25 protein-coding genes and 3 tRNA genes are annotated in these 25,583 nt (G+C 56.9%); 12 read left to right on the top strand and 16 right to left on the bottom strand.

The window, feature by feature from the left end:
* Nucleotides 1-102: 102 nt before the first annotated feature.
* Nucleotides 103-177: transfer RNA gene (locus ALB80_RS07830), tRNA-Val, on the bottom strand.
* 181 nt (nt 178-358) lie between these two features.
* On the opposite strand from ALB80_RS07830, the gene ALB80_RS07825 reads away from it, so the two are divergent.
* From ALB80_RS07825 to uvrA, 3 genes are all read left to right on the top strand, one after another.
* Nucleotides 359-435, top strand: a tRNA-Asp gene (locus ALB80_RS07825).
* A 45-nt stretch (nt 436-480) separates the two neighbouring features.
* Nucleotides 481-557 (top strand) — tRNA-Asp (locus ALB80_RS07820).
* Nucleotides 558-734: 177 nt separating this feature from the next.
* The gene (uvrA, locus tag ALB80_RS07815; protein WP_050603492.1) at nt 735-3,593 is read left to right on the top strand and encodes an excinuclease ABC subunit UvrA; all 2,859 of its coding nucleotides are present in this window, start codon (nt 735-737) and stop codon (nt 3,591-3,593) included.
* A gap of 16 nt (nt 3,594-3,609) precedes the next feature.
* Here uvrA and ALB80_RS07810 read toward each other — a convergent pair whose 3' ends face one another.
* The 5 genes from ALB80_RS07810 to ALB80_RS07790 form a co-directional block, all read right to left on the bottom strand.
* The gene (locus ALB80_RS07810; RefSeq protein ID WP_083445230.1) at nt 3,610-3,933 is read right to left on the bottom strand and encodes a hypothetical protein; all 324 of its coding nucleotides are present in this window, start codon (nt 3,931-3,933) and stop codon (nt 3,610-3,612) included.
* Nucleotides 3,934-4,039: 106 nt separating this feature from the next.
* Nucleotides 4,040-4,912: a 3-hydroxyisobutyrate dehydrogenase gene (gene mmsB / locus ALB80_RS07805; protein ID WP_050603491.1), complete on the bottom strand. Its 873-nt coding sequence runs from the start codon at nt 4,910-4,912 to the stop codon at nt 4,040-4,042.
* 3 nt (nt 4,913-4,915) lie between these two features.
* Complete coding sequence (locus tag ALB80_RS07800) at nt 4,916-5,956, bottom strand: enoyl-CoA hydratase/isomerase family protein (protein ID WP_050603490.1); 1,041 nt, start codon at nt 5,954-5,956, stop codon at nt 4,916-4,918.
* A gap of 7 nt (nt 5,957-5,963) precedes the next feature.
* Complete coding sequence (locus tag ALB80_RS07795; protein WP_050603489.1) at nt 5,964-7,106, bottom strand: acyl-CoA dehydrogenase family protein; 1,143 nt, start codon at nt 7,104-7,106, stop codon at nt 5,964-5,966.
* A 102-nt stretch (nt 7,107-7,208) separates the two neighbouring features.
* Complete coding sequence (locus tag ALB80_RS07790) at nt 7,209-8,324, bottom strand: carboxylate-amine ligase (protein WP_050603488.1); 1,116 nt, start codon at nt 8,322-8,324, stop codon at nt 7,209-7,211.
* 137 nt (nt 8,325-8,461) lie between these two features.
* Between ALB80_RS07790 and ALB80_RS07785 the strand changes: the two genes are divergently transcribed.
* A complete protein-coding gene (locus ALB80_RS07785) occupies nt 8,462-9,313 on the top strand; it encodes a class I SAM-dependent methyltransferase (protein WP_050603487.1) in 852 nt (283 codons plus the stop codon).
* A 71-nt stretch (nt 9,314-9,384) separates the two neighbouring features.
* Nucleotides 9,385-9,861 (top strand): fasciclin domain-containing protein, encoded by a 477-nt coding sequence (locus tag ALB80_RS07780; RefSeq protein ID WP_050603486.1) that lies wholly within the window; start codon nt 9,385-9,387, stop codon nt 9,859-9,861.
* A 65-nt stretch (nt 9,862-9,926) separates the two neighbouring features.
* On the opposite strand, the gene ALB80_RS07775 is transcribed toward ALB80_RS07780, so the two are convergent.
* Nucleotides 9,927-10,511, bottom strand: a complete 585-nt coding sequence (locus ALB80_RS07775) for a L,D-transpeptidase (RefSeq protein WP_172677875.1) — start codon at nt 10,509-10,511, stop codon at nt 9,927-9,929.
* 201 nt (nt 10,512-10,712) lie between these two features.
* On the bottom strand, nt 10,713-12,212 hold the full coding sequence (locus ALB80_RS07770) for a CoA-acylating methylmalonate-semialdehyde dehydrogenase (RefSeq protein WP_050603484.1): 1,500 nt from the start codon (nt 12,210-12,212) through the stop codon (nt 10,713-10,715).
* 103 nt (nt 12,213-12,315) lie between these two features.
* Between ALB80_RS07770 and ALB80_RS07765 the strand changes: the two genes are divergently transcribed.
* The 3 genes from ALB80_RS07765 (at nt 12,316) to coaD (ending at nt 14,294) form a co-directional block, all read left to right on the top strand.
* Nucleotides 12,316-13,218, top strand: coding sequence for a LysR family transcriptional regulator (locus tag ALB80_RS07765; RefSeq protein ID WP_050603483.1), 903 nt, complete (start codon nt 12,316-12,318; stop codon nt 13,216-13,218).
* A 61-nt stretch (nt 13,219-13,279) separates the two neighbouring features.
* Nucleotides 13,280-13,717 (top strand): CBS domain-containing protein, encoded by a 438-nt coding sequence (locus ALB80_RS07760; RefSeq protein ID WP_050603482.1) that lies wholly within the window; start codon nt 13,280-13,282, stop codon nt 13,715-13,717.
* 85 nt (nt 13,718-13,802) lie between these two features.
* Nucleotides 13,803-14,294 (top strand): pantetheine-phosphate adenylyltransferase, encoded by a 492-nt coding sequence (coaD, locus tag ALB80_RS07755; RefSeq protein WP_050603665.1) that lies wholly within the window; start codon nt 13,803-13,805, stop codon nt 14,292-14,294.
* Here the strand turns inward: coaD and gap (ALB80_RS07750) are convergent.
* The 3 genes from gap (ALB80_RS07750) to gap (ALB80_RS07740) form a co-directional block, all read right to left on the bottom strand.
* Nucleotides 14,286-15,290 (bottom strand): type I glyceraldehyde-3-phosphate dehydrogenase, encoded by a 1,005-nt coding sequence (gene gap / locus ALB80_RS07750; protein ID WP_050603481.1) that lies wholly within the window; start codon nt 15,288-15,290, stop codon nt 14,286-14,288. The genes coaD and gap (ALB80_RS07750) overlap by 9 nt on opposite strands.
* A gap of 82 nt (nt 15,291-15,372) precedes the next feature.
* Nucleotides 15,373-15,516, bottom strand: coding sequence for a hypothetical protein (locus ALB80_RS22385; protein ID WP_050603480.1), 144 nt, complete (start codon nt 15,514-15,516; stop codon nt 15,373-15,375).
* A 71-nt stretch (nt 15,517-15,587) separates the two neighbouring features.
* Nucleotides 15,588-16,589 (bottom strand): type I glyceraldehyde-3-phosphate dehydrogenase, encoded by a 1,002-nt coding sequence (gene gap / locus ALB80_RS07740; protein ID WP_050603479.1) that lies wholly within the window; start codon nt 16,587-16,589, stop codon nt 15,588-15,590.
* Between the two features lie 181 nt (nt 16,590-16,770).
* Between gap (ALB80_RS07740) and ALB80_RS07735 the strand changes: the two genes are divergently transcribed.
* The gene (locus ALB80_RS07735) at nt 16,771-17,730 is read left to right on the top strand and encodes a DUF808 domain-containing protein (RefSeq protein ID WP_050603478.1); all 960 of its coding nucleotides are present in this window, start codon (nt 16,771-16,773) and stop codon (nt 17,728-17,730) included.
* 454 nt (nt 17,731-18,184) lie between these two features.
* Here the strand turns inward: ALB80_RS07735 and tkt are convergent, their stop codons facing one another.
* The gene (tkt, locus tag ALB80_RS07730) at nt 18,185-20,209 is read right to left on the bottom strand and encodes a transketolase (protein ID WP_050603664.1); all 2,025 of its coding nucleotides are present in this window, start codon (nt 20,207-20,209) and stop codon (nt 18,185-18,187) included.
* Between the two features lie 236 nt (nt 20,210-20,445).
* On the opposite strand from tkt, the gene ALB80_RS07725 reads away from it, so the two are divergent.
* From ALB80_RS07725 to ALB80_RS07715, 3 genes are read left to right on the top strand one after another with little or no spacing between them, the layout of a single operon-like run.
* Nucleotides 20,446-21,300: a hypothetical protein gene (locus ALB80_RS07725; protein WP_050603477.1), complete on the top strand. Its 855-nt coding sequence runs from the start codon at nt 20,446-20,448 to the stop codon at nt 21,298-21,300.
* The gene (locus tag ALB80_RS07720; RefSeq protein WP_050603476.1) at nt 21,300-21,692 is read left to right on the top strand and encodes a cell division protein ZapA; all 393 of its coding nucleotides are present in this window, start codon (nt 21,300-21,302) and stop codon (nt 21,690-21,692) included. Before ALB80_RS07725 ends, ALB80_RS07720 begins: the two co-directional genes overlap by 1 nt.
* Before the next feature lie 5 nt (nt 21,693-21,697).
* Entirely contained in the window at nt 21,698-22,039 is a 342-nt protein-coding gene (locus ALB80_RS07715; protein ID WP_050603475.1) for an MliC family protein, read from the top strand.
* A gap of 6 nt (nt 22,040-22,045) precedes the next feature.
* Here the strand turns inward: ALB80_RS07715 and grxD are convergent, their stop codons facing one another.
* From grxD to purL, 4 genes are all read right to left on the bottom strand, one after another.
* Nucleotides 22,046-22,408, bottom strand: coding sequence for a Grx4 family monothiol glutaredoxin (gene grxD, locus ALB80_RS07710; RefSeq protein WP_050603474.1), 363 nt, complete (start codon nt 22,406-22,408; stop codon nt 22,046-22,048).
* Nucleotides 22,395-22,688: a hypothetical protein gene (locus tag ALB80_RS07705; protein WP_050603473.1), complete on the bottom strand. Its 294-nt coding sequence runs from the start codon at nt 22,686-22,688 to the stop codon at nt 22,395-22,397. Before ALB80_RS07705 ends, grxD begins: the two co-directional genes overlap by 14 nt.
* Before the next feature lie 235 nt (nt 22,689-22,923).
* A complete protein-coding gene (locus ALB80_RS07695) occupies nt 22,924-23,160 on the bottom strand; it encodes a BolA/IbaG family iron-sulfur metabolism protein (RefSeq protein ID WP_050603471.1) in 237 nt (78 codons plus the stop codon).
* Nucleotides 23,161-23,295: 135 nt separating this feature from the next.
* On the bottom strand, nt 23,296-25,455 hold the full coding sequence (gene purL, locus ALB80_RS07690) for a phosphoribosylformylglycinamidine synthase subunit PurL (protein WP_050603470.1): 2,160 nt from the start codon (nt 25,453-25,455) through the stop codon (nt 23,296-23,298).
* Nucleotides 25,456-25,583 lie beyond the last annotated feature (128 nt).

The following is a 25,583-nucleotide window of genomic DNA, read 5'->3' as shown; positions in this document are numbered from 1 at the left end:
AGACTCTGCAATCGGTCCAAGACTTGGCCGATAGAACACGATAGTCACCGAGGTTGCGCGCTGGCAAGCCCCTCAATTTCAAGCGTAATCTTCGAAAGGGAGTGGTGGGTGATAAGAGATTTGAACTCCTGACATCTTCGATGTGAACGAAGCGCTCTACCACTGAGCTAATCACCCATGGGACGTGTTGATATCTGTCCAGCGGAACGGCTGCAAGCGAATTAGGCTTTGATCTGCACGTAAAAATCGAAGCGCAGAACAAAAACCTGGATTCTGACAAAAAACTTCAAAACGCCGCTTGACGCTGCCCGACCGTAGCCATAATACACCCAAACGTTCAGCAATGAACATGCAGCGGGCGGTTGTAGCTCAGATGGTTAGAGTACCGGCCTGTCACGCCGGGGGTCGCGGGTTCGAGCCCCGTCAACCGCGCCACCGCTGCCAACCTTGGTCCAGGATAAAGGCCACGAAAATAGATGCGCGGTTGTAGCTCAGATGGTTAGAGTACCGGCCTGTCACGCCGGGGGTCGCGGGTTCGAGCCCCGTCAACCGCGCCATTTTTCTTTTAATTTTCCGATTTGGCCAAAAACGATCTCAACGGAATTGCCTATTGAGCAACCATGGTTTGATTTGGTCGGCGAAAACCTGTACGTTCACTAATTGTTCTAACTTTTCTGTTGGAGACTCAGGCAAGCTCGCCTATCTCTAAACCACTTGTTTGTTGGGGGCCGGAAATGGCTGAGCTGAAGAATATCGAGGTGCGTGGCGCGCGCGAGCATAACCTCAAAGGCATTGATGTCGATATCCCGCGGGATCAGCTGGTGGTGATCACCGGACTGTCCGGTTCGGGCAAGTCCTCGCTGGCGTTTGACACCATTTATGCCGAAGGTCAGCGCCGCTATGTTGAAAGCCTGTCAGCTTATGCGCGGCAGTTCCTAGACATGATGGAAAAACCCGATGTGGATCACATCAGCGGTCTGAGCCCGGCGATTTCCATCGAACAGAAAACGACGTCCAAAAACCCGCGTTCGACAGTTGGCACGGTTACAGAGATTTACGACTATTTGCGCCTGCTGTTCGCGCGCGCCGGAACCCCCTACAGCCCCGCGACAGGACAACCGATCGAAGCCCAACAGGTGCAGGACATGGTTGACCGGATCATGACGATGGAAGACGGCACGCGGGGTTATCTGTTGGCACCCATCGTGCGCGACCGCAAGGGTGAATACAAAAAAGAGTTCCTGGAGCTGCGCAAGCAGGGGTTCCAGCGGGTCAAGGTGGACGGCGCATTCTATGAGTTGGATGAACCACCGACACTGGACAAGAAATTCCGCCACGATATCGATGTGGTGGTTGATCGCCTGGTTGTGCGAGAGGGCTTGGAGACCCGCCTGGCCGACAGCCTGCGCACCGCATTGGATCTGGCGGACGGCATTGCAATTCTGGAAACTGCACCGCGTGAGGGCGATCCGGAGCGTATCACCTTCAGCGAGAATTTTGCCTGCCCGGTCAGCGGTTTCACCATCCCCGAGATTGAACCGCGCCTGTTTTCCTTCAACGCGCCATTCGGGGCCTGCCCGGATTGTGATGGGTTGGGAGTCGAGTTGTTCTTTGATGAGCGTCTCGTTGTGCCGGATCAGACGCTGAAGCTTTATGACGGGGCCTTGGCGCCTTGGCGCAAGGGCAAGTCGCCGTATTTCCTTCAGACCATCGAATCCATCGCAAGGCACTTTGAGTTCGATAAGAACACGCCTTGGAAAGACTTGCCCAAGAACGTGCAGCAGGTGTTCCTGCGAGGCTCAGGCGATGAGGAAATACAGTTCCGCTATGATGAAGGCGGGCGGGTGTATCAAGTGACTCGCAGTTTCGAAGGCGTGATCCCGAATATGGAGCGTCGCTATCGCGAAACTGACAGCGCGTGGATTCGAGAAGAGTTCGAACGGTATCAGAACAATCGCCCATGCGGCACATGCGAGGGGTATCGTCTGCGGCCCGAGGCGCTGGCGGTCAAGATTGCCGGTCTGCATGTCGGGCAAGTGGTGCGGATGTCGATCCGTGAAGCTTTGGCCTGGATCGAAGATGCCCCGAACCACCTGAGTGCGCAGAAAAATGAAATCGCGCGCGCCATTCTGAAAGAGATTCGCGAACGCCTTGGTTTCCTGAATAATGTTGGTTTGGAGTACCTTACGCTGTCCCGTTCAAGTGGAACGCTGTCCGGCGGTGAAAGTCAGCGTATTCGTTTGGCCAGCCAGATCGGTTCGGGTCTGACGGGCGTTCTGTATGTGTTGGACGAGCCCTCAATCGGCTTGCATCAGCGCGATAATGACCGGTTGCTTGACACGCTTAAGAACCTGCGGGATCAGGGCAACACCGTGATTGTTGTCGAACATGACGAGGAAGCGATCCGCGAAGCCGATTATGTGTTCGACATTGGCCCCGGTGCCGGCGTGCATGGGGGACAGGTTGTCAGTCATGGTACGCCTGCCGTCATCACGGCGGATGCGGCCTCGATCACCGGGCAATATTTGGCGGGAACGCGTGAAATCGCGGTTCCGGCAGAGCGGCGCAAGGGCAAGAAACAGAAAGTGACCGTGGTGAAGGCCACCGGGAACAATCTGAAAAATGTCACGGCCGAATTTCCCTTGGGCAAATTCGTTTGTGTGACAGGGGTGTCTGGTGGCGGCAAGTCCACACTGACCATTGAGACGCTGTTCAAAACCGCTTCGATGCGTTTGAACGGTGCCCGTCAAACTCCGGCGCCTTGTGAGACGATCAAGGGATTGGAACATTTGGATAAGGTCATCGATATCGACCAGCGCCCGATCGGGCGGACTCCGCGTTCGAATCCAGCAACTTACACCGGGGCTTTCACTCCGATTCGGGACTGGTTTGCCGGACTACCTGAGGCGAAAGCACGAGGGTACAAACCAGGGCGGTTTAGCTTTAACGTCAAGGGTGGCCGATGCGAAGCATGTCAGGGTGACGGTGTCATCAAGATCGAAATGCACTTTCTGCCCGATGTCTATGTTACCTGCGAGACCTGCAAAGGCGCGCGCTACAATCGCGAGACGCTTGAGATCAAGTTCAAGGGCAAGTCCATCGCCGATGTGCTTGATATGACTGTGGAAGATGCCCAAGAGTTCTTCAAGGCCGTGCCGTCGATCCGGGACAAGATGGATGCTTTGGCCCGCGTTGGGCTGGGTTACATCAAGGTTGGTCAGCAGGCTACCACGCTTTCTGGTGGCGAAGCACAACGTGTGAAACTGTCCAAGGAATTGTCGAAACGTTCAACGGGACGGACGCTTTACATCCTGGACGAGCCAACCACGGGTCTGCATTTTGAAGACGTGCGCAAGCTGTTGGAAGTGCTGCATGAACTGGTCGATCAGGGAAACACGGTTGTTGTGATCGAGCACAATCTGGACGTTGTGAAAACCGCGGATCATATCATCGACATTGGTCCCGAGGGCGGCGATGGCGGCGGTGAGATTGTGGCCACGGGGACGCCCGAAGATGTCGCCACCGCCGAGCGCAGCCATACCGGTCGTTATCTGAAATCGATGTTGGAAAACGCGCGCGTCGCGGCAGAATAGCTGCTGCGACGCCAGTTCAGTTCAGAATATCGGCAACCGCACCAATCAGATTCAGGACTTTGCGTGTGTCAGGGTCAACCCGGTATACATAGTCACCCGCGCGGATATAGGAATAGTTCCGGTTCAGCCCATAGTGATACGGGTTGTCGACCCAGCGATAATCGTTGCGGATGAAATCACCATTCCGATAGATCTTTTTCGCTTGTCCCGGTGGCACGCAAGGAATGGACTTTTTGGCCAAACCCGGCGGACAATGCCCGTTTTTGTTCTTGGCTACGGCTGAAACAGGTGCAATCGCCATGGCCGCAAGCATTGCAGTGGTCACCAGGTATTTTGTCATGCCGCTTTCCTTTGCGAAAAGGCTAAAGACGCCTCGGAACATGACGGGTTAGATGGCCCCTTACCGATCGTCTGTCAAACGACTGGGCAAAAGGCTGCCGAATTGCCTATTCACGCCCGCGTTTTTCGAAGCGTGGCAGCATCGCGCTAAAGTCACGGCCCAATCCGTCTTCTTTTTCAACAAATTGCTCATACAGAGAAGTCGCGACCTGACCCATCGGTGTATCCGCATCAGCGCTGTCGGCGGCTTGCTGGCTGAGACGCAGGTCCTTTAGCATAAGCTCAGCAGCAAATCCGGGCGTGTAGTCATTGTCGGCAGGGCTTTGCGGGCCAACGCCGGGGGCGGGGCAATAGGCGTTCATCGTCCAGCTATAGCCTGACGATGTGCTGACGACGTCGAACATCTTTTGACGGTCCAGTCCCAGCTTGTCCGCCAGTGCAAAAGCTTCACAGGTGGCAATCATCGTGACGCCGAGGATCATGTTGTTGCAGATTTTGGCGGCTTGGCCAGCTCCGGCCTTGCCACAATGAACCGCTTTTTGCCCCATGATATCGAACAGGGGTGCTGCTTTGGCGAATGCGTCTTCTGATCCGCCAGCCATGAACGTTAGCGTGCCTGCCGACGCACCGCCGATACCGCCTGAAACAGGCGCGTCCACAGACAGAAGCCCGGAACCGATGGCCTGTTCGGCCACGGCGCGCGCGCTGTCCACGTCAACTGTCGAGCAGTCGATCAGCACGGCCCCTTTCGACATGGCAGGAATGACCTGATCTGTAACGGCCCTCAGGATAGCCCCGTTTGGCAACATGGTGATAACGGCATCTGCCCCCGTGACGGCATCAGTTGCCGTTTCGACCTGTGTTACACCCTCCACTGTGACGCCTGCCGTATCAAATCCCAGAACCTGATGCCCGGCCTTTGCCAGGTTGGCCGCCATGGGCGCGCCCATATTTCCCAGCCCTATGAAACCGATCTGCATCTCTTAGTCCTCCTTGAAAGTCAGGGTATCCGCGCCCAGTGGCTGAAGCATTTTTGAGACGGCCGCCAACGGGACGTCCATATCGGGAAACTGCCAGTTTGGGCTGCGGTCTTTATCAATAATCTGTGCGCGAATGCCTTCCAGAAAATCACCGTGTTCCATCGCCCGATGGGTGAAACGGTATTCCAATTCCAGAGCACGCCGTATGGTCAATGCGGGGCCGCGCAGACGGTGCAACACCTCAACAGTACAGGCCGTGGAAAGGGGGGCGTTCTTTCCCAGCGTCGTCAGATTCGTCTTCGAAAACTCCTGGTCACTGTTGCGCAGGCTTGCCACGATGTCGCCCAGCGTTTCGCCCGAGAAATGCCGATCGATGTCGGCCTGCAACCCGGCCAATTCTCCGACGGGTGGGGTTTCAGCGTGCTGGGAAATCAGGTCCGCGTTGCCAGAGGCTTCAAGCATCTCGATCAGATCAGACCAGTGCGATTGCGGAATGTAGTGGTCTGCAAACCCTGCCAGAATCGCATCTGCAGGACCCATTCGGAACCCTGTCGTTCCCAGAAACTCGCCCAACCGACCGGGGGCGAGCGCCAGCATCAGTGAGCCGCCCACATCCGGCACCAGACCGATCGAGCATTCGGGCATGGCGATTTTGGAATTTTCTCCGACCACGCGATGGCTGCCGTGGCACCCGATGCCGACACCGCCGCCCATGGTAAAGCCCTGAAGGAAACTGATGACTGGTTTGGGGTACTCGAAGATCATCGCATTCAGGCGGTATTCGTCGCGCCAGAATGTCTGTCCGTAGGCATAGTCGCCCTTGGTGCCGGTTTCATAGAGTTCGGCGATATCACCGCCTGCGCAGAAGGCTTTTTCCCCTTCGGCGTCCAGAATGATCAGGTCAACGGCATCGTCTTCGCGCCAGTTGCGCATCACCGTGTCGATAGCCATGCACATCTCGTAACTCATCGCGTTCAGAGCATGTGGGCGGGTCAGGGTGATGCGTCCGGCCCGACCCGTGGTGCGGATTTCGATGTCTGACATTGGGGCCTCAGCGATTGGCGAGCATTTGGCGCGAAACGATCACGCGCATGATCTCATTGGTGCCTTCCAGTATCTGGTGCACGCGAAGATCGCGCACAAGCTTTTCGATGCCGTAATCCGCAAGATAGCCATACCCCCCATGCAGTTGCAGGCATTGATCCACCACTTTCGAACCGGTTTCGGTCACAAATTTTTTTGCCATGGCGCAGAACTTCGTGGCATCGGGTGCGCCCTGATCCAGTTTCCACGCCGCCTGACGCAAGAATGTGCGCGCGGCCTGCAATTCGATTTCCATGTCTGCCAGACGGAACTGCAGGGCTTGAAACCGATCAATGGATTGGCCAAATGCCTTACGCTCGGACATGTATTGCAATGTCATATCTAGCCCGGCCTGAGCAGCCCCGAGCGAACAGGCCGAAATGTTGAGCCGCCCGCCATCCAGCCCCATCATGGCATATTTGAACCCGTCGCCTTCGGTGCCCACAAGGTTGCCCGCGGGAATTTTGCAGTCGTCGAACTGGACCTGCGCAGTGGGCTGGCTTTTCCAGCCCATTTTCTGTTCCAGCGCTCCAAAGCTCAGACCCGGCGTGCCGTCCTCGACATAAACGGTCGAAATGCCTTTGGGACCATCCTGACCCGTACGCACCATGCAGACATAGGCATCGGAATAGCCACCGCCAGAGATGAACGCCTTGGTGCCGTTCAAGGTATATCCTTCGTTGGTGCGTTCAGCGCGGGTTTTCAATGCCGCTGCGTCAGAGCCGGAACCGGGTTCAGTCAGGCAATAGCTCAGAACCGTGTTCAGACTCAGAACATCGGGCATGATGCGCGCTTTGAGGTCGTCATCCGCGAAATTGTCTAACATTTTGGCGCACATGTTGTGGATCGACAGGAAGGCCGCGACCGAAGGGCAGGCCATCGAAAGGGCCTCAAAAACCAGAGTGGCGTCGAGGCGGGTCAGGTTCGAACCACCGCTGTCCTCGGATACATACAAAGCTCCAAAGCCAAGCTCACCGATCTGTGGCCATAAGGTTTTGGGAATGGTGCCATCGGTTTCCCACTGCCGCGCAAAGGGTGCAATGTTTTCCTGCCCAAATGCGTGCGCCATGTCGAAAATGGCTGTTTGTTCCTCGCTGAGTGCGAAATCCATGGCGCTCCCTCCCGTCGGCAATGAATTGAACGGTTGTTTATTTCCGAATTCTTACAGAAATTTTGCAGGTTCAACAATGGGTCGCAAAACGGGTAAATCAGTCTAAAGATCCGCGTGAAATTCTTCAATCAAGTGGCGCACGACTGCTTGCCCTGGATCATCGCCTCGCGCGACGGCCTCGGCGTGGACACGGCGCTGACGCGTGGCTGAGGTGCCGTTCTCGGCGATCTGCCGCAACCGTGCAAGTTCAGTCATCGTGCCGAGCGCCTCGGTGTCTTCCGCCAATAACCCCATAAGGTCGCCAATCAGCTCGGACATGGGTTTAACCGAGCGGTCGCCGAAATCAATCAGGCCTTCGCCTACGCCATAGCGCTGCGCACGCCAACGGTTTTCTCCGATGAGGAAACGATCATATTGCCTCCAACGAAGGTTGCGGTCTTTCAGCCGGCACAGCATGCGGGTCAGCGCCTGAACGAGGGCAGCCAGAGACAATGTGTGCTCTAGCCGAGGCTGTACGTCCATGATCCGTGTTTCAAGCGTGGGGAAGCGATGCGACGGGCGCAGGTCCCACCAGATTTTGGTCGTGTCCTCGATCACGCCCAGTTCGACAAGAATACCGGTGGTGCGTTCATATTCAGCCCAACTGCCGAAAACGGGAGGAAGGCCGGTGCGTGGCAGGTTGTCGAACACTGTCAGGCGATAAGAGGACAGGCCAGTATCTTCGCCGCTCCAAAAGGGTGAGGATGTGGACAGCGCCAGCAGATGGGGCAAGAAGTAAGACAGCTGTGGCATCAGATCGGCGCGCAGGGCAGGATCCTCGACCCCCACGTGCACATGCATGCCGCAGATCAACATCCGTCTCGCCACGCCCCCCAAGGCGTGTTGCAACGCGTCATACCGTTCCTTGCGGGTGTAATGTTGATCCTTCCAGTTGGCAAAGGGATGGCAGGACACAGCGATCGGGGACAGGTTGTATTCGGCAGCCCGTTTTGACACGCAGGATCGCAGGCGTCTCAGGTCTTCCCGCGCCGAGGCGATGGTTGTGTGCGGGCGTGTGCCGACTTCAATCTGACATTGCAGAAACTCGGGGCTGACCTGACCTTCGAAATCATTCTGACAGGCGGTCATCAGCGCTTCGGGCGCTTCGGATAATTGCAGGCTGTCGCGATCTACCAGAAGATATTCTTCTTCAATGCCCAGTGTGAATTCCTGCTGCATAGCGCCCTCTTTGTCTGACGTGGGCCTCAGTGAATACGGAAATTTTCATTTTGCCAAGGGTTTGCCGGGCTTGTCCTTGCACTGGTGCGGGCCGCAATTGTAAGGAACGGGACAGCACAGAACGTGGAGCCAACGCCGTGAAACCCAGAAAATTCCCGAAGATCAACGCTGCTCTGGATGAGTTGGGTGTGAAACTGGTCGATACGGTCACGGAACAGGATGAGCGCGCGCGGCTTGAGGCATATGAGGCCTCAGGGGGCCTGACGCGCCCCGTTTATGCTTTGTCGCCGGGGATGGAGGGGTTCGATATCTCGCAACTGGTGGCGGAATATGATCGTCTCAAAGGGGATTTGCAGGCGTTGAAAGACCCTGGGCGCAACCAGACAGGCTATTGCTCAGGCAACGGCTATTATGACAGCCCGGACGCGGATGCCTTGTATCTGATGATCCGCCGCTTTCAGCCCAAGCGCGTGATCGAGGTGGGGTGTGGGAACTCAACCCGTGTAACGCGGCAAGCGATTATTGACGGTGGGTTGGACACAACGATTACCGCCATTGATCCATACCCCCGCGCGGATATTGCTCATGTTGTAGATCGCTTCGAACAAAAACGTCTTGAAGAGGCCGACCCATCGCTCTTTGCTGAGCTTGAAGCCGGAGACGTTCTGTTCATCGATTCAAGCCATGTCGTACGGATGAGTAACGACGTCGCCCATCTGTTCTGCCGCATCATTCCGGCGTTGAGACCCGGCGTGGTCATCCATGTGCACGATGTTTTTCTACCCTACGAGTATCCCAAGCGGTTCTTCTATGACTGCCCGGGCTGGGGCGAGCAGTACATGCTGCATGCATTGCTGCAATCTGGCGCGTATTCAATGCTTTGGCCGGGATACTACCTGCAACAGGACCGCCCGGATGCAGTAAAGGCATTGCCGTTTCTCGCCGACGGGCGCGCGCAAAGCATCTGGGTTCAGCTCAAAGAAAATTGATCTCAGAATGATCCGCGGCGGCAAAAGGTCCGTATCCCCTTCCATAACACGCTGGAGAGGAGAATACAGCTATGTTCCGTCGTACATTCATGGGTGCAGCCGCCGCACTTGCTTTTGCCATGCCGCTCAAGGCGCAGGCTGCAGACATCGTTGACACCGCCGTTGCCGCCGGTTCGTTCAACACTTTGGTTGCCGCCGTTCAGGCCGCTGGTCTGGTTGATACCTTGAAGGGGGACGGACCGTTTACCGTCTTTGCTCCTACCGATGAGGCATTCGCAGCCTTGCCCGAAGGTACCGTGGAGTCTCTGCTCCTGCCTGAAAACAAAGACCAGCTTGTCTCGATCCTGACGTACCACGTGGTTCCGGCCAAGGTTATGTCTGGTGACATCGCTGGCAAGCGCGCCAAGGTTCTGACCGTTCAGGGCGAACGTTTGAGCGTCAATGCGAAAAACGGTGTAAAAGTGAACGATGCCAAGGTTGTGCAGGCCGATATTGAAGCCAGCAACGGTGTGATTCACGTGGTCGACGCGGTTATCCTGCCAGAATAAGCCCCCCTTCAAAAACACCAAAGCCCCGGCCAGTGACCGGGGCTTTTGCATTTTCAACCAGCAAGTCAGACCAGACGAACCTGTGTTCCAACCTGAACAAGTGGATACAGTTCTTCGACATGTTGGTTGTACAGGCCGATGCACCCGGACGAACTCTGGCGACCGATCTTACGCGTGTCCTGTGTACCGTGGACCAGGTAAGCTGGCCAACCCAGGTACATAGCGCGGGTTCCCAGCGGGTTGCCCGGATCACCGCCCTCCATCCGGAGTGGCAGCGAAGGATCCCGTTCGCGCATCGATGCCGTTGGCGTCCAGCTTGGGAATTCAGTTTTACGCACGACTTTCGTGTAACCGCGTTTCGTGAGCTCTTCGCTCATTGGGACTGAGCTTGGGTACAGTTTGTAAGTGCCGTCGGGGGCCCAAAAGTGCACAGCACGGCTGGTGATATCGGCCAACAGACAACCGACACCCAGTTCGTCAAAATGATCCTGCCAGTTTTGTTGCGAGAATGACGATACATTGCGCCGTACCGGCAGCTGCGTGCTGATTGCGTCTTCCGTTTCCGGGAAGGCATCCACGCTTTGAGCCCGAACAAGGGCAGGGGTCGTCATCAAGGATGCAACGCCCAGCAGGGCGGAACGGCGGGTCATACGGGATTGGGACAAGACTGCCTCCGGTAAATTGAATGCGCGATACGTACTTTACGGCAAAAATATTGGCGATGATCCCATTTTTCCAGAGTGCCCGATCTGAATTTCTTGTGAACAGAGGCTTTGTCAGTGAAATCGGCGGAAAAGCGCATAAACCCGGCCCAATTAGAGGCCGGGTTTCAATACTAAGAGCTTAAAAGATCAGTCCATGGCTTTGAAGTTGAACTCGCCACCTTCTTTGATGCCCGACGGCCAGCGCGAGGTTACGGTCTTGGTGCGGGTATAGAACTTGAAGCTGTCCGGGCCGTGCTGGTTCAGATCGCCGAACATCGATTTCTTCCAGCCGCCAAATGTGTGATAGGCCAGCGGAACCGGGATCGGAACGTTTATGCCAACCATGCCGATATTGATCCGGCTGGCAAAGTCACGGGCGGTGTCACCGTCACGGGTGAAGATCGCGGTGCCGTTGCCATATTCATGATCCATCGCCAGCTTCAGTGCTTCTTCGTACGAACCCGCGCGGACCGTTGACAGGACCGGGCCGAAGATTTCCTGTTTGTAGATATCCATATCCGGGGTCACGTTGTCGAACAGGTGCGGGCCGACAAAGAAGCCGTCTTCGTAGCCTTGCAAGCTGAAATCACGGTTATCAACGACCAGCTTGGCGCCTTGTTCGACGCCCGAGTTGATCAGGCCCAAGATACGTTCTTTCGCGGCGGCGGTCACAACCGGGCCCATATCGACATCGTCGCCCGCAGTGTAGGGGCCAACTTTCAGCTTTTCGACACGTGGGATCAGCTTTTCGATCAGCTTGTCTGCTGTTTCTTCACCAACGGGAACCGCGACAGAGATAGCCATGCAACGTTCGCCTGCCGCTCCGAAACCGGCCCCAACCAGAGCGTCAGCCGCCTGATCCAGGTCAGCGTCGGGCATGACGATCATGTGGTTCTTGGCACCACCGAAACACTGTGCTCGCTTACCATTCGCGGTTGCGCGGCTATAGATGTATTGCGCGATCGGGGTAGACCCCACAAAGCTGACGCCCTGAATGATCTCGCTGTCGAGAATGGTGTCGACTGCTTCCTTGTCGCCGTTCACAACCTGAAACACGCCCTTGGGAAGGCCGGCTTCGACAAACAGTTCGGCCAGCATCAGCGGCACCGAGGGGTCACGTTCGGACGGCTTCAGGATCACGGCGTTGCCGCAGGCCAACGCCGGGCCAACGTGCCACAGTGGCATCATGGCAGGGAAGTTGAACGGCATGATCGAACCGACAACGCCCAGAGGCTGACGCATCGAGTACATATCGATACCCGGACCTGCGCTGTCGGTGAACTCACCTTTCAGCATCTGTGGCGCACCAATGCAGTACTCGATCACTTCCAGACCACGCTGCAGGTCACCCTTGGCGTCGGGGATGGTTTTGCCGTGCTCGCGGCTCAGCGCCTCGGCCAGCTTGTCCATGTCGCGGTTCATCAGGCCGACCATGGCCATCATGACGCGCGCGCGCTTTTGAGGGTTGGTCGCTCCCCATGCAGGCTGGGCCGCGGCCGCGGCTTCAATGGCAGCTGTGGTTTCTGCTGCGCTGGCCATCGGGCATTTGTACTGAACTTCGCCCGTTGCCGGGTTGTAAATGTCGTCGAAACGACCGGATGTACCGGCGACCATTTCGCCGTTCAGGAAATGGGTCAGGTCTTGCATCAATAGTTCCTCCGATAGATTTGCGCGCAGAATAGGCTTGCAGAAATCCCGCGAACAGAGGCAATGTCTCAAAGGAGCTTTGCAAAAATGCAAAAGGAAAGAAATGACCCCAAACTGGGACGATATGCGAATCTTTCTGGCCGTCGCGCGGGAAGAAAGCCTGTCTTCTGCTGGTCGTGTCCTGAAAATCGATCCCGCCACTGTTGGGCGTCGCGTGGCCCGGCTGGAATCCACTTTGGATTCGATTCTGTTCACCAAATCGCAGCAGGGCTATGTTTTGACTCCAGCGGGGCAACGGCTTTTGGAACATGGGCTGCACGCCGAAGAGGCGATACGCGCCGCTGCCGGGGCCGTGGCCGGGTCGACAAGATCGCTGAGTGGGCAAATCAGGATCGGCGCACCGGATGGCAGCGCCAATTACCTTTTGCCGCAGGTCTGTGCGAAAATCAGCGATGCGAACCCTGATCTGGACATTCAGATTCTTGCGCTGCCTCGGGTGATCAACCTGTCCCGGCGTGAGGCGGATATGGCGTTGACGGTCAGTGCGCCGACAGCAGGGCGACTGCTGGTCAAGAAAGTCAGCGATTACAAATTGCACATGGTTGCAACCGAAGACTATCTGAGACGGCATGGACCGATCCAATCTGTCACAGACCTGAAGGGGCACAGGTGGATCGGCTACATCCCAGACATGATCTTCGACCGAGAACTGGATTACCTGAACGACATTGGTATTGACCGTGTCGCGCTTGCATCGAACTCGGTCTCGGTTCAATTGCGCCAGGTTACGTTGGGAACGGGCGTTTGTGTCGCCCATGATTTCACGTTGCCGTTTCATCCGGGGCTTCAGAAAATCCTGACGGATCAAGTGAGTTTGACGCGTAGTTTCTATCTTGTTCGGCATGAGGGAGATCAGCGCAACGAACGGTTGAACCGCTTCGCAGATGCCCTGACACGCGGCATTCGCGAGGAAGTGCTTCGTTTGGAAGCAGGGACCGACGCTTGACAGGTCGCAGCAATCGCGCAACGCTTTGGAATAAGTGTCATTATTTCCGGAGGTATTCTTCATGCTTGTACAGGCCATCCTGAAGTCCAAAGCGACAGACGGTGTTGTGACGGTTGCGCCAACGGCGACGGTCTCGGAGGTATCGAAGATTCTTGCGGAGAAGCGGATCGGAACAGTCGTGATTTCCGAAGACGGTGGGGAAACCGCATCCGGCATCCTGTCCGAGCGTGACATTGTCCGCGAACTGGCGGGCAGTGGCAGTGGCTGCCTGAACCAGCCAGTCAAGTCTTACATGACGCAGGAACTTGTCACGACGACCCGTCAGGCGACGGTCGAAGACATCATGTCCCGGATGACCGAAGGGCGGTTTCGACATATGCCGGTGGTGGAAGACGGGAAGCTTGTCGGCATTGTCACACTTGGCGATGTCGTGAAGGCACAGTTGGCCGAACTGGCCATGGAAAAAGATGCTTTGGAAGGCATGATAATGGGGCACTAACGGCAAGGGTTGCCGCAGCAATCACTTGCACCTGCAGCAAAGTTATGTTTGCTTGCGCAGAAATTTTGTTGCGCAGGAGGGCGCGATGCGGGTTGGTTTGTATCCTGGAACCTTTGATCCCATCACAATGGGACATATCGATATCATCCGTCGAGCGGCAGCTTTGGTGGATAAATTGGTCATTGGCGTCGCCATCAACCGGGACAAGGGCCCTCTGTTTTCGTTGGAAGAGCGCGTGGCCATGATCGAAGCCGAATGCGCCCAACTTTCGGAGCAGACTGGAACCGAGATCATCGCGCATCCCTTTGAAAACCTGCTGATTGATTGTGCACGCGACGTTGGGGCGCAGATCATTGTGCGTGGCTTGCGTGCGGTCGCTGATTTCGAATACGAATTTCAGATGGTTGGCATGAACCGTGCTTTGGACGATTCGATTGAAACCGTCTTTTTGATGGCGGAGGCCCGGCATCAGGCGATTGCCTCGAAGCTGGTCAAGGAAATTGCCCGATTGAACGGGGACGTGTCGAAATTCGTCACGCCCCGCGTCAACACCGCATTGAAAGAACGGCTAGGCTAGGCAGCCCATCGCGGCGGCTGTGTCCAGCATCCGGTTCGAGAAGCCCCATTCATTGTCATACCAGGCCAGTACGCGTACCAGCGTGCCATCAGTGACTTTAGTTTCGGCCAACGACACAGTCGAACTGTGCGGGTCGTGGTTGAAATCTATGGACACCAACGGGCGGCTTTCCGCGGCCAACACGCCGGGGATTTTGGCAGCGGCATCGATGAACAACTGGTTTACTTCTTCTTCAGTGGTAGGGCGCGAAACTTCGGCCACCAAATCGACGACCGAGACATTCGGGGTCGGGACCCGGATCGCCTGACCCGTCAGCTTGCCTTGCAGTTGCGGCAGAACCAGACCGACGGCTGCGGCCGCGCCGGTTGTGGTGGGGATCATCGACAACGCAGCAGCGCGCGACAGGTAAGGGTCTTTTCCGACCAGATCCTGTACCGGCTGGCTGGCGGTATATGCGTGAACTGTGGTCATGTTGCCGTGCTTGATGCCAAGCCCAGCATCCAGGGCGGCCGCGACTGGCGAAAGACAGTTGGTGGTGCAGGATGCGTTCGATACAACCAGATCTTCGGCGGTCAGTTCATGATCGTTTACGCCAAACACGACGGTTTTCACGTTACCGTCGCCGCGGGCCGGGGCCGAGATCAGAACCTTTTTTGATCCGTTCTTGAAGTGACGCTCAGCGGCTTCACGGGTGCGGAACACACCGGTGCATTCCAGAACGACATCAATATCAGACCAGGGCAGATCCTCGGGGTTACGTTCACTGGTCAGTCGGATCGGTCTAAGGCCCACATCCAGACCTGCATCGCTGAGTGTTACCGGGTTGGGATAACGGCCATGCACGCTGTCGAACTCGAACAGATGTGCGTTCATGTCCGGCTTGCCCAGATCGTTGATGGCCACGATCTCTACGTCCGTGCGGCCACTTTCCATCACAGCGCGCAAAACCCCGCGCCCAATCCGTCCAAATCCGTTGATCGCGAGTTTCAAGGTCATGGTCTGCTCCGTCGAAATATCTCTATAAGATGAGTTAGCGCTAACAACTCCAGATCAACAAAAGAGTCAAGAAAAACCTCAATTAGCGCCAGAAGGCGAGCCAGTCCAAAAATTCGTAAAGCTTCTTGGCAAGGAATAGCAGGTGATCGCCGTTATACAGGGTCATGTCCAGCATCACGCCCCCAAGCAGAAGGACGCCGAGCCAGATGGCGATTTGATTGGTCATGGCCGTTCCGAACAAAAATACCCGCCCAGATAACCTGAGCGGGCATTAAGGTACAAGCGAAGTCCGAAGGGTCAGTTAAGACGGCCCATCGCAACAGCAACGTCGGCCATGCGGACCGAGAAGCCCCATTCATTGTCGTACCAGGCCAGAACGCGGACCATGCGGTCGTCGACCACGCGGGTCTGATCCGGTGCGAATATCGAGCTTTCTTCGGTATGATTGAAGTCGGTCGACACCAGCGGTGCGGGCTCATATCCCAGAACGCGCTGCATCGGGCCCTTGGCGGCCTCTTCAACGATGGCGTTAATTTCCGCTGTCGACGTGTCACGCGAGGCGCGGAAGGTCAGATCCACAGCCGAGACATTCGGGGTAGGGACGCGGATTGCGGAACCGTCCAGACGGCCCTTCAGATTCGGCAGAACCTCACCCAGTGCTTTGGCCGCACCGGTCGAGGTCGGGATCATCGACATCGCTGCAGCGCGTGCGCGGTAAAGGTCGCTGTGGCGACGATCCAGCGTGGGCTGGTCTCCGGTATAGGCGTGGATGGTGGTCATGATGCCGTGTTCGATACCGACACCTTCGTCCAGCACCTTGGCCAGCGGGGCCAGGCAGTTGGTGGTGCAAGAGCCGTTCGACACCATGTTGTCATTGGCAGTCAGAGTGTTGTGGTTCACGCCGAAGACGATGGTTTTGTCGACATTCTTACCAGGGGCCGACAGCAAAACCTTGCCTGCGCCTCGCTCAAGATGGGTTTTCGCCTTGGTCCCGTCATTGAATTTACCAGTGCATTCCAGAACGACGTCGCAGCCTTCCCAGTCCAGCTCGGTCATGTCGTAGGTTGAGAACATCTGCATCGGGCCACGGCCCAGATCCATGGTGTTGCCATCAACGGAAACTTCGCGAGGGAAACGCCCGTGAACGCTGTCATACTTCAACAGGTGCGCCGAGGTTTCCAGTGGGCCGGTGGCGTTGACTTTGATCACTTCGATGTCGTTGCGCCCCGAAGCGGCGATGTGCGACAAGGTGCAGCGGCCAATGCGGCCAAAACCATTGATACCGACCTTGATGGTCATTTGATGTCTCCTGATGCGCTTGCGTTGAGGGCCATATAGCTGCGAAACGGGAATCTCAAAAGGGCAAAAGAGGTATATTTTTAAGGTGTTAGCGCAAACCTCACGCGATTGCGCTAACGCTTGCGCTAGCTGAGAGATCAGGTAGGGTCCGGGTGCGACAGGTGACGGGAAAGGACACGCGATGAGCGGACTGTTGGCCCTATTGGACGATGTGGCTGGGATCGCAAAGGTGGCGGCAGCCTCGGTCGACGATGTGGTTGCGGCGGCGGGCAAGGCCGGGGCGAAAACAGCGGGTGTTATCATTGATGACGCAGCGGTCACTCCGAAATACGTTCAGGGATTTGCGCCCGCGCGCGAATTGCCGATCATTTGGCGCATCGCGCGAGGGTCGGTGTTCAACAAGATCGTATTGCTGCTGCCGGTGGCTCTGTTGCTGGCCAATTTCGCGCCATGGCTGATCACCCCTTTGCTGATGCTTGGTGGGTCATATCTTTGCTTTGAAGGGGCTGAGAAGATATTTCATGTCTTATTCCCGCACGGCAGTCACGCCATCGAAAAAGACATGGACGTCCGGGACCCCGGACACCTCGAGGAACAAAAGGTCAAGGGTGCGATCAAAACGGACTTTATTCTATCGGCTGAGATCATGACGATTGCCTTAGCCGCGATTGAGGCCCCCAATTTGTGGATGCAGGCCGCGACGCTGGCCGTCGTCGGAATCGGGGTTACGGTGGCCGTTTATGGTTCGGTTGCACTGATCGTGAAAATGGATGACGTGGGGCTGTATCTTGCACAGAACGCGCCAACACCGATTGGTCGCGGCCTTGGCCGTGGTCTGGTCAAGGCGATGCCCGGCGTAATGAAAACGCTGTCAATTGTCGGAACCGCAGCGATGCTGTGGGTGGGTGGATCGATCATCATCCACGGATTGGAAGTGCTGGGCTTTGGATGGCTGGGCCATCATATCTACGACTGGGCTAACGCAATCGGGCATTCGGTGTCCGAGCAGTGGGCCGGGGCGGTTAAATGGATGTCCAAGGCCACCATGGATGGCGTGTTTGGTCTGGCCTGGGGGCTGGTGTTGATCCCGGTTGCGACCCGGATCATTTCACCACTGTTAAACAAGAAGGCGAAACATTGAGTTGACCTGTTATCGTCTGTGCACGACGATCAATGGCCCGCTTATTCGAATAGTCGGCACGCGCGGATTAAACGGCAGATCCTCAATTCTATCTGCTTTGAGTGTTGCGGCCGACGAAGTCCCATTCGATGAATCGGAGCTGTATGGTTTCTTGCATTTTCGTATTGATACCGCGTTAAAGGCGCAGAAGCGTAGTAATTGGTTCGGGGGACGCTTCTACAACGCTTTGGTGGGGCAATCGGCCACTTATGTTCCGCTATCTGGAACACATCTTCGCCAGGCGTTGTCTTGCCTCGGTTTGCAAGCCTCTGAGAAAGTGGTGGTGCAAGGACGGTATGAGTTGCGTTAGGATTACGCTCTGAAGGCCTATGACGCACTCAAGCTTGGGGTTAACGCTGAACCCAAATGAAAAGGGCGGCCATGGCCGCCCTTTGCTCGATCAACTGGGTCTGTATTACAGAGCCAGCAGGTCTTTTACCTTGGCAACGGTTGCCTCGGCGGTGATGCCGAAATGCTTGTAAAGCTCGCCCGCCGGGGCCGAGGCACCAAAGCTTGACATGCCGATAAACCCAGCCTTGGCCTCACGCCCGCGTTCGCCCAGCAACCAGCGATCCCAGCCTCCGGCTCGGACAGCGGCTTCGATACCAACGCGGACAGGACCGGCGGGCAGAACGCGCTTACGATAAGCTTCATCCTGCTGCGCGAACAGTTCCATGCAGGGCATGGAAACGACGCGGGTTCCGATGCCTTCCGCTTCAAGCGTTGCTTTGGCTTCCATGGCCAAAGACACCTCGGACCCGGTGGCGATCAGGATGGCCTGACGCTTGCCTTCAGCTTCGGCCAGAACATACGCACCCTTAGCGACAAGGTTCTTGGTTTTGTGCTGGGTCCGTACGGTCGGCACGCCCTGACGGGTCAGCGACAGGACCGATGGGCTGTCTTTGAAGGTCAAAGCCAGTTCCCACGCTTCGGCGGTTTCAATCGTGTCGGCGGGGCGGAACACAAAGGTGTTCGGCGTCGCGCGTGAAATTGCCAGGTGTTCGACCGGCTGGTGGGTCGGGCCGTCTTCGCCCAGACCGATGGAGTCATGGGTCATCACAAAGACAGAAGGCACTTTCATCAGCGCCGCCAGACGCATCGACGGGCGGGCATAGTCGGTGAAGGCCATGAATGTACCGCCATAGGGGCGGATGCCGCCATGCAGCGCCATGCCGTTCATCGCAGCGGCCATACCGTGTTCGCGGATCCCATAGTGGATGTAACGGCCCTTGCGGTTTTCCGGCAGAAACACGCCCATATCGGCTGATTTGGTGTTGTTCGATCCGGTCAGGTCAGCGGAACCGCCGACGGTTTCGGTCATGATCGGGTTGACGACGTTCAGAACCTTTTCAGACGAGGCGCGGGTGGCCAGCTTCGGCTGGTCTTCCGACATCTGCTTTTTGAACGCGCGAATGGCACCGGCCAGTTTCTTGGGGGCTTCAAACGCATAAGCGCGGTTGAACTCGGCCTGCTTGCGTTCAGACAATTGTGCGAAACGCTCTTCCCAGGCGGCACGCTCGACAGCACCGCGGGCGCCGATGGCTTCCCAAGCGGACTTCACGCTGGCAGGCACTTCGAACGCGTCATGAGGCCAGTCATAGGCTTCTTTTGCCGCCTTCAGTTGATCCTGATCTGTCAGCGCGCCATGGCCTTTCGACGTATCTTGCGCTGCGTGACCCAGTGCAATGTGGCTTTCACACGCGATCATGGTCGGCTTGCTGGATTTCTTCGCGTCGATAATAGCCGCGTCAATGGCTTTTGGATCGTGGCCGTCAACCTCAATCACATGCCAGCCCGAGGCCGCAAAACGGCGGACCTGATCGGTGCGGTCTGCAATATCAACGGTGCCGTCGATGGTGATATTGTTGTTGTCCCAAAAGACGACCAATTTGCTCAACTCGTGACGACCAGCAAGCGTGATCGCCTCTTGGCTGACGCCTTCCATCAGGCAGCCGTCGCCTGCAATGACGTAGGTATAGTGATCGACAACTTTCTTGCCGTAATGCGCGCGTTGGACTTCCTCGGCCATGGCAAAGCCCACAGCGTTCGAGATACCTTGGCCCAGCGGGCCGGTGGTGGTTTCAACACCGTTGATCAGGAAGTTTTCCGGGTGGCCCGCAGTTTTTGCGCCCAACTGACGGAAATTCTTGATCTCGTTCAGGGTCACGTCAGCGTGGCCGGTGAGATACAGCAGCGAATAGACCAACATCGAGCCGTGACCAGCGGACAGGATGAAGCGATCGCGATCGGGCCAGCTTGGGTTTGAGGCGTCGAATTTCAGGTGTTTTTCGAACAGCACGGTCGCGACATCGGCCATGCCCATCGGCATACCGGAATGGCCGGAATTTGCCGCCGCGACGGCATCAAGGGTCAGGGTGCGGATGGCCGCAGCTTTGTCCCAGTGTTCGGGGTTGGCTTTGCGCAGCGCAGTCAGGTCCACGGGCGTTGTTCCTTTGGGTTTGAAGCAGATTGCGGGCTCAATACCATCCAACACCCAAAGTGCAAGTAGAACTGGGGTGAATCGGGCCGCAATGCATGAAGAGCGGGGCTCAAGTGGTTGAAAGCAAACAGTGGGTATTTTCTGTCGCATTCCGTTAGACTGTCTGCAGGCGGGATTCGGTTTTGATTCGGATCGCATCGAAACAGAATGAACCTTGATAAAGAGGTGACAGGGGCATGAGCCAGATAGAAGAGTTACAGCACCGTATTATTTCCGCGATGGACCGCATTGGCGTGGGAGTCGAGGCATTGGGTGCTGCACCCGGGGACACCGGGCCGGATGAGGGGCTTCAGACTGCGCTTGAGGATGAACGCGTCGCCAACGCACAGCTTCAGGAACGGCTGAAATCCCTGAAACAGCAGCACGAACAGCAGATGGATGGCTTGCGTGCTGATCTTGAAGAGTTGCGAGCGGCTCCGTCTGACACCGAAGAAACTGACGCGCTACGCACCGAGCTAGAGGAAGCCCGTGTCAAGATCGCTTCGGTGGAAGCTGCACGTGCCGAACTGGCCGAAGCCAAGGCGGCGTTGGACAACAGCACCGAGCTTGAAACTTTGAAGGCCGAAAACGAACGGATGCGGGCGGACTTTGACGCGCTTGAAGATCCCGAACCGTTAAGGGCCGAACTGGAACAATTGCGCGGGATGCTGGATCAGGCGAAGGCCGTAGAAGCAGAAAACAACCGGCTCAAGGCCGAGTTGGAAGACACCGTGCGGGTCGACGACCTGAGCGCCGAGCTGGAGATGCTGCGGGCCGAACGCGCCAGCCATGGCGCTGCGATGTCGCGTCTGGATGACGATCTGCAACGTATGCGCAAGGCAAACGAACAGTTGCGCAATGCGGTTGACGAATTACGGGCGGCGGCAACTGACGGGGTGACAGATGCGGAACTTCTGAACCGGGCCACAGTCGCCGAGCTTGAGGCCACACGGGCCGCGCAAGCCTCGGACGCGGCCGAAGCGCAGGCCGTTCTTGCGCGCCTTGAGCCGCTGCTGTCGCAAGCGAAACTTGTAGAAGGTGAGGTGGAGTAATGCCCGAAGTGACCATTAATATCGGCGGTCGCGGCTTTGACGTCTCGTGTCAGGACGGTGAGGAGCCTTTTCTGCATTCCGCAGCCAAAATGCTGGACGATGAAGCCCAGGTGTTGTCCGATCAGATCGGTCGGATGCCTGAATCCCGTATGCTTTTGATGGCCGGCCTCATGCTAGCCGACAGGACGGCGGCAACGGAAGACAAAGTGAAATCGCTGGAGGCGAAGCTGGCCGAGGTTGAGGCGACACTACAGAGCCTTCGGAACGCTCCGGCACCGGAACCTGAACGGGTCGAAGTGGCGGTGGTGCCGCCCTCTGTCACAGATACATTGGCGGAACTGGCGGCGCGGGCAGAAGCCCTGGCCGCAGTTGTCGAAGAAAAGAAGGCATAACAACGATGGTGCGAAAGATCTTGTTTGCGGCCGCGCTGGCATTGCCTGCATCGTCCGCCTTGGCAGAGATCGACATATTGTCGGTCACGTTCACCTGTGAAAACGGAGTTCCATTGCCTGTGAGCTATTTCAATGCAACCGATGGCTCAGGCGCGGCGGCGACAATGGTGGACAACACTCTGGTCGCCATGCGCCAGGTGGAAAGCGGATCAGGTATCCGCTATCAATCCACCGGCGGTGAGGGAACGTATATCCTGCGTTCAAAAGGCTGGAACGCGTCGATCAGCTACTCGGCGGCAGGTGCCGCCAATGAGCAGGTGATCTATCAGAACTGTTCCAGCCGATAGGTTGGCTTAGGCGTTTGCTTCACGGATTTTGTCGGCTGCGTCTTTGTTGTAGCCGACACCGTTCTCGTCAAACAGAGTGTCCAGTTCACCCGACAGAGTCATCTCGGTGATGATGTCGCAACCACCGACGAACTCTCCTTTGACATAAAGCTGCGGCACGGTTGGCCAGTCAGAATAATCCTTGATGCCCTGACGGATGTCTTCGTCAGCGAGAACGTTCACATCGGCATATTCAACGCCCATGTAGTTCAGCACGCCGGCCACGCGCGACGAGAACCCGCACTGTGGCATCTCTTTGGTGCCTTTCATGTACAGTACCACGTCGTTGGCTTTGACGGTTTCGTCGATCTGAGTTTTAACGTCGCTCATCTTGCTTTTCCTCTTCACCCGCATTCGGGGCGGTCGTTTCGTTCCTTGATGGGTCGGGCACCCATCCTTCTTCTTCTTCCAGCCGCCGGTGCTCAGCCTGCGCCAAGGCCAGCGGATCAAGTCCATAGCGTTCGATACCGCCGACTTTGCTGAGTTTGTCTGGGTCGGGACGCATGTCGGCGAGTTTACGACTTCTGTTGCGCTTCACATAGGCTTCGATCAGAGCGGCGGCAACTATCAATGTTGCTATTCCGCCTACCCAGATGAGCCAGTTGTTCATGTCTTCAGAGCCATTGCTTTGGCGTATTCTTGTGGGTCTCGCGTGACCCTCGAAACGGTTACATGGCCGCCTCCGCCACCAAGCACAGTTCCATGATCTATTAACTGATCGCCCTGACCGGGTTTCACACCGCGTATTTTGTCAGTGTGTTTTGGATTTATAGCGGACTTAATTATGGCGAAGCAGCCAATCAGGGTTATCAACCCGCGAGTGCCATATATCCAGAAAGATGCGTTCATTCAGGCACTTTTGTCGTTAACGCCAGTGCGTGCAACTCTCCATCCGGGCCATCCATCTTGCCCTTTAACGCTGCATAAACCGCGCGTTGCTGTTGCACCCGGTTTTTGCCGCGAAAGCTCTCGTCCACCACCATGGCAGACATATGAACACCGTCCTGACCGCCGACCTGAATCTCAGCATCAGGAAAGGCTTCGCGCAGCAGGTGTTCGATTTCGTGGGTGCTCATCGGCATGTATGTAACTCCAGAAGGTCTTTCCCAAGATGTAGAGCGCATGAACCGGGCGCGCAAGAGCACGAGCACATTCAAAAACAACGAAACCCGCGTCGGAACAAGACGCGGGTTTCGATTGGCTTTTGTGTCGCGTTGTTAGGCGACGGCCTCGGCAAAGCTGCTGCGGAAAACCGCCGTCAGTTCATCCAGCGAAGCTTCCGAGCCGCCGATTTTCACCGCATCACCGGTGAAGCGACCAACCGAAAACAGCGGCACACCGGTCTGACCGGCGGCAATCATAAGTGCCTCTGCCTGATCAAAGTTGCAGGCGACCAGATAACGCGCCTGATCTTCGCCAAACAGGAATTCGGTCGGCGCGTCGTCGAGATGAACGCCAACACCAGCCGCTTCGGCCAATTCAAAGGCGGCCAATGCAAGACCACCATCGCCAAGGTCGGTGCAGGCTTTGATCATCTCGCGATTGGCGCGAATGAAGTCGCCGTTACGCTGTTCCGCGCTCAGATCGACATGCGGCGCATCACCGTCTTCGCGGTTGAACACCTCGGCCAGTAGGGCGGATTGACCTAGATGGCCCTTGGTTTCGCCGATGACCAGAGCCACGTGGCCCTCGCGGACTTCATTTCCGATAATCTCGTCCGCATGGTTCAGCAGGCCGACCGCGCCGATGGTCGGCGTGGGCAGTATCGCCTGACCATCCGTTTCATTATAAAGTGAGACGTTGCCCGATACGATGGGCATATCCAACGCGCCGACCGCCGCGCCAATGCCTTGAACGGCACCAACGAACTGGCCCATGATTTCAGGCTTTTCGGGGTTGCCGAAATTCAGGTTGTCGGTGGTGGCCAGCGGCTTGGCCCCAACAGCGGTCAGGTTGCGATAGGCTTCGGCCACGGCTTGTTTGCCACCTTCGACCGGGTTAGCGCGCACATAGCGTGGTGTCACGTCTGACGTGAAAGCCAGCACCTTGTCGGTGCCGTGGACGCGCACCATGCCAGCGCCCAGACCGGGCGTGCGGGCGCTGTCGGCCATCACCATGGTATCATACTGCTCGTACACCCACTGCTTGCCTGCGTAGTTGGGAGAAGAGAGCAGGGCGCGCAGCCCGTCGATCGGGTCGATTTGCGGCACTTCGGACAGCTCTTCCGCCGCGGGTGTCGGTTCCCACGGGCGGTCATATTCCGGCGCGGTGGAGGAGAGCTTGGACAGGACGAGGTCCGCTTTCACCTCTCCATTATGCATGATCAGAAAGCGGTCGTCGGCAATCGTCTCTCCAACGATGGCAAAGTCCAGATCCCATTTTTCAAAAACAGCGCGGGCCTCGGTTTCAAGTTCGGGCTTGAGGACCATCAGCATCCGTTCCTGAGATTCCGATAGCATCATCTCATAAGCTGTCATGTTTTCTTCGCGCTGAGGCACGTTTTCCAGATCGAGGCGTACGCCCAGACCACCCTTGTCGCCCATTTCCACGGCAGAACAGGTCAGGCCCGCCGCGCCCATGTCCTGGATCGAGATCACGGCGCCGGTCTGCATAAGCTCCAGCGTTGCTTCCATCAGGCGTTTTTCGGTGAAGGGGTCGCCAACCTGAACGGTTGGGCGCTTTTCTTCGATGGTGTCGTCGAATTCGGCAGACGCCATGGTTGCGCCGCCCACGCCGTCACGGCCGGTTTTGGCGCCCAGATAGACCACGGGCATCCCGACGCCGGACGCTGCCGAATAGAAAATCTTGTCACTGTCAGCCAGACCCGCTGCAAAAGCATTCACCAGGCAGTTGCCGTTATAGGCCGGATGGAACCGGACTTCGCCGCCAACGCACGGCACGCCAAAGCAGTTGCCGTAACCGCCGATGCCTTCGACCACACCGTTCACCAGCTGGCGGGTTTTGTGGTGACCGGGTTCACCGAAAGACAGCGCGTTCATGGACGCGATTGGGCGTGCGCCCATGGTGAAAACATCGCGAAGGATGCCGCCTACGCCGGTCGCCGCACCCTGATAAGGTTCGATGTAAGACGGGTGGTTGTGGCTTTCCATTTTGAAAACAACCGCTTGCCCGTCGCCAATGTCAACAACGCCTGCGTTTTCGCCGGGGCCACAAATCACCTGAGGGCCGGATGTTGGCAGAGTGCGCAGCCATTTCTTGGACGATTTGTACGAGCAATGCTCGTTCCACATGGCCGAGAAGATGCCCAGTTCAGTGAAGGTCGGTTCACGCCCGATGATCTCGAGGATCATGTCGTATTCCGCGGGCTTGAGCCCATGTGCAGCAATCAGATCGGGTGTGATGGCGGGCTCTTGCATCTTCTGTCCTGTGTCCAAGTGGGCCGAGATTGCGCGCGTTGTAGGGCAAGGGCGCGCCCGTGGAAAGGGTCAAGACGGCGCAGGTTGCTTCTTTCAAAGAAAAACGGAACCGGCATCACTGCCGGTTC

The sequence above is a fragment of the Ruegeria sp. 6PALISEP08 genome, from assembly GCF_001238295.1.
In the GTDB taxonomy this organism is placed as follows: Bacteria; Pseudomonadota; Alphaproteobacteria; order Rhodobacterales; family Rhodobacteraceae; genus Ruegeria.
This window is presented reverse-complemented; position numbering and strand designations above follow the sequence as displayed.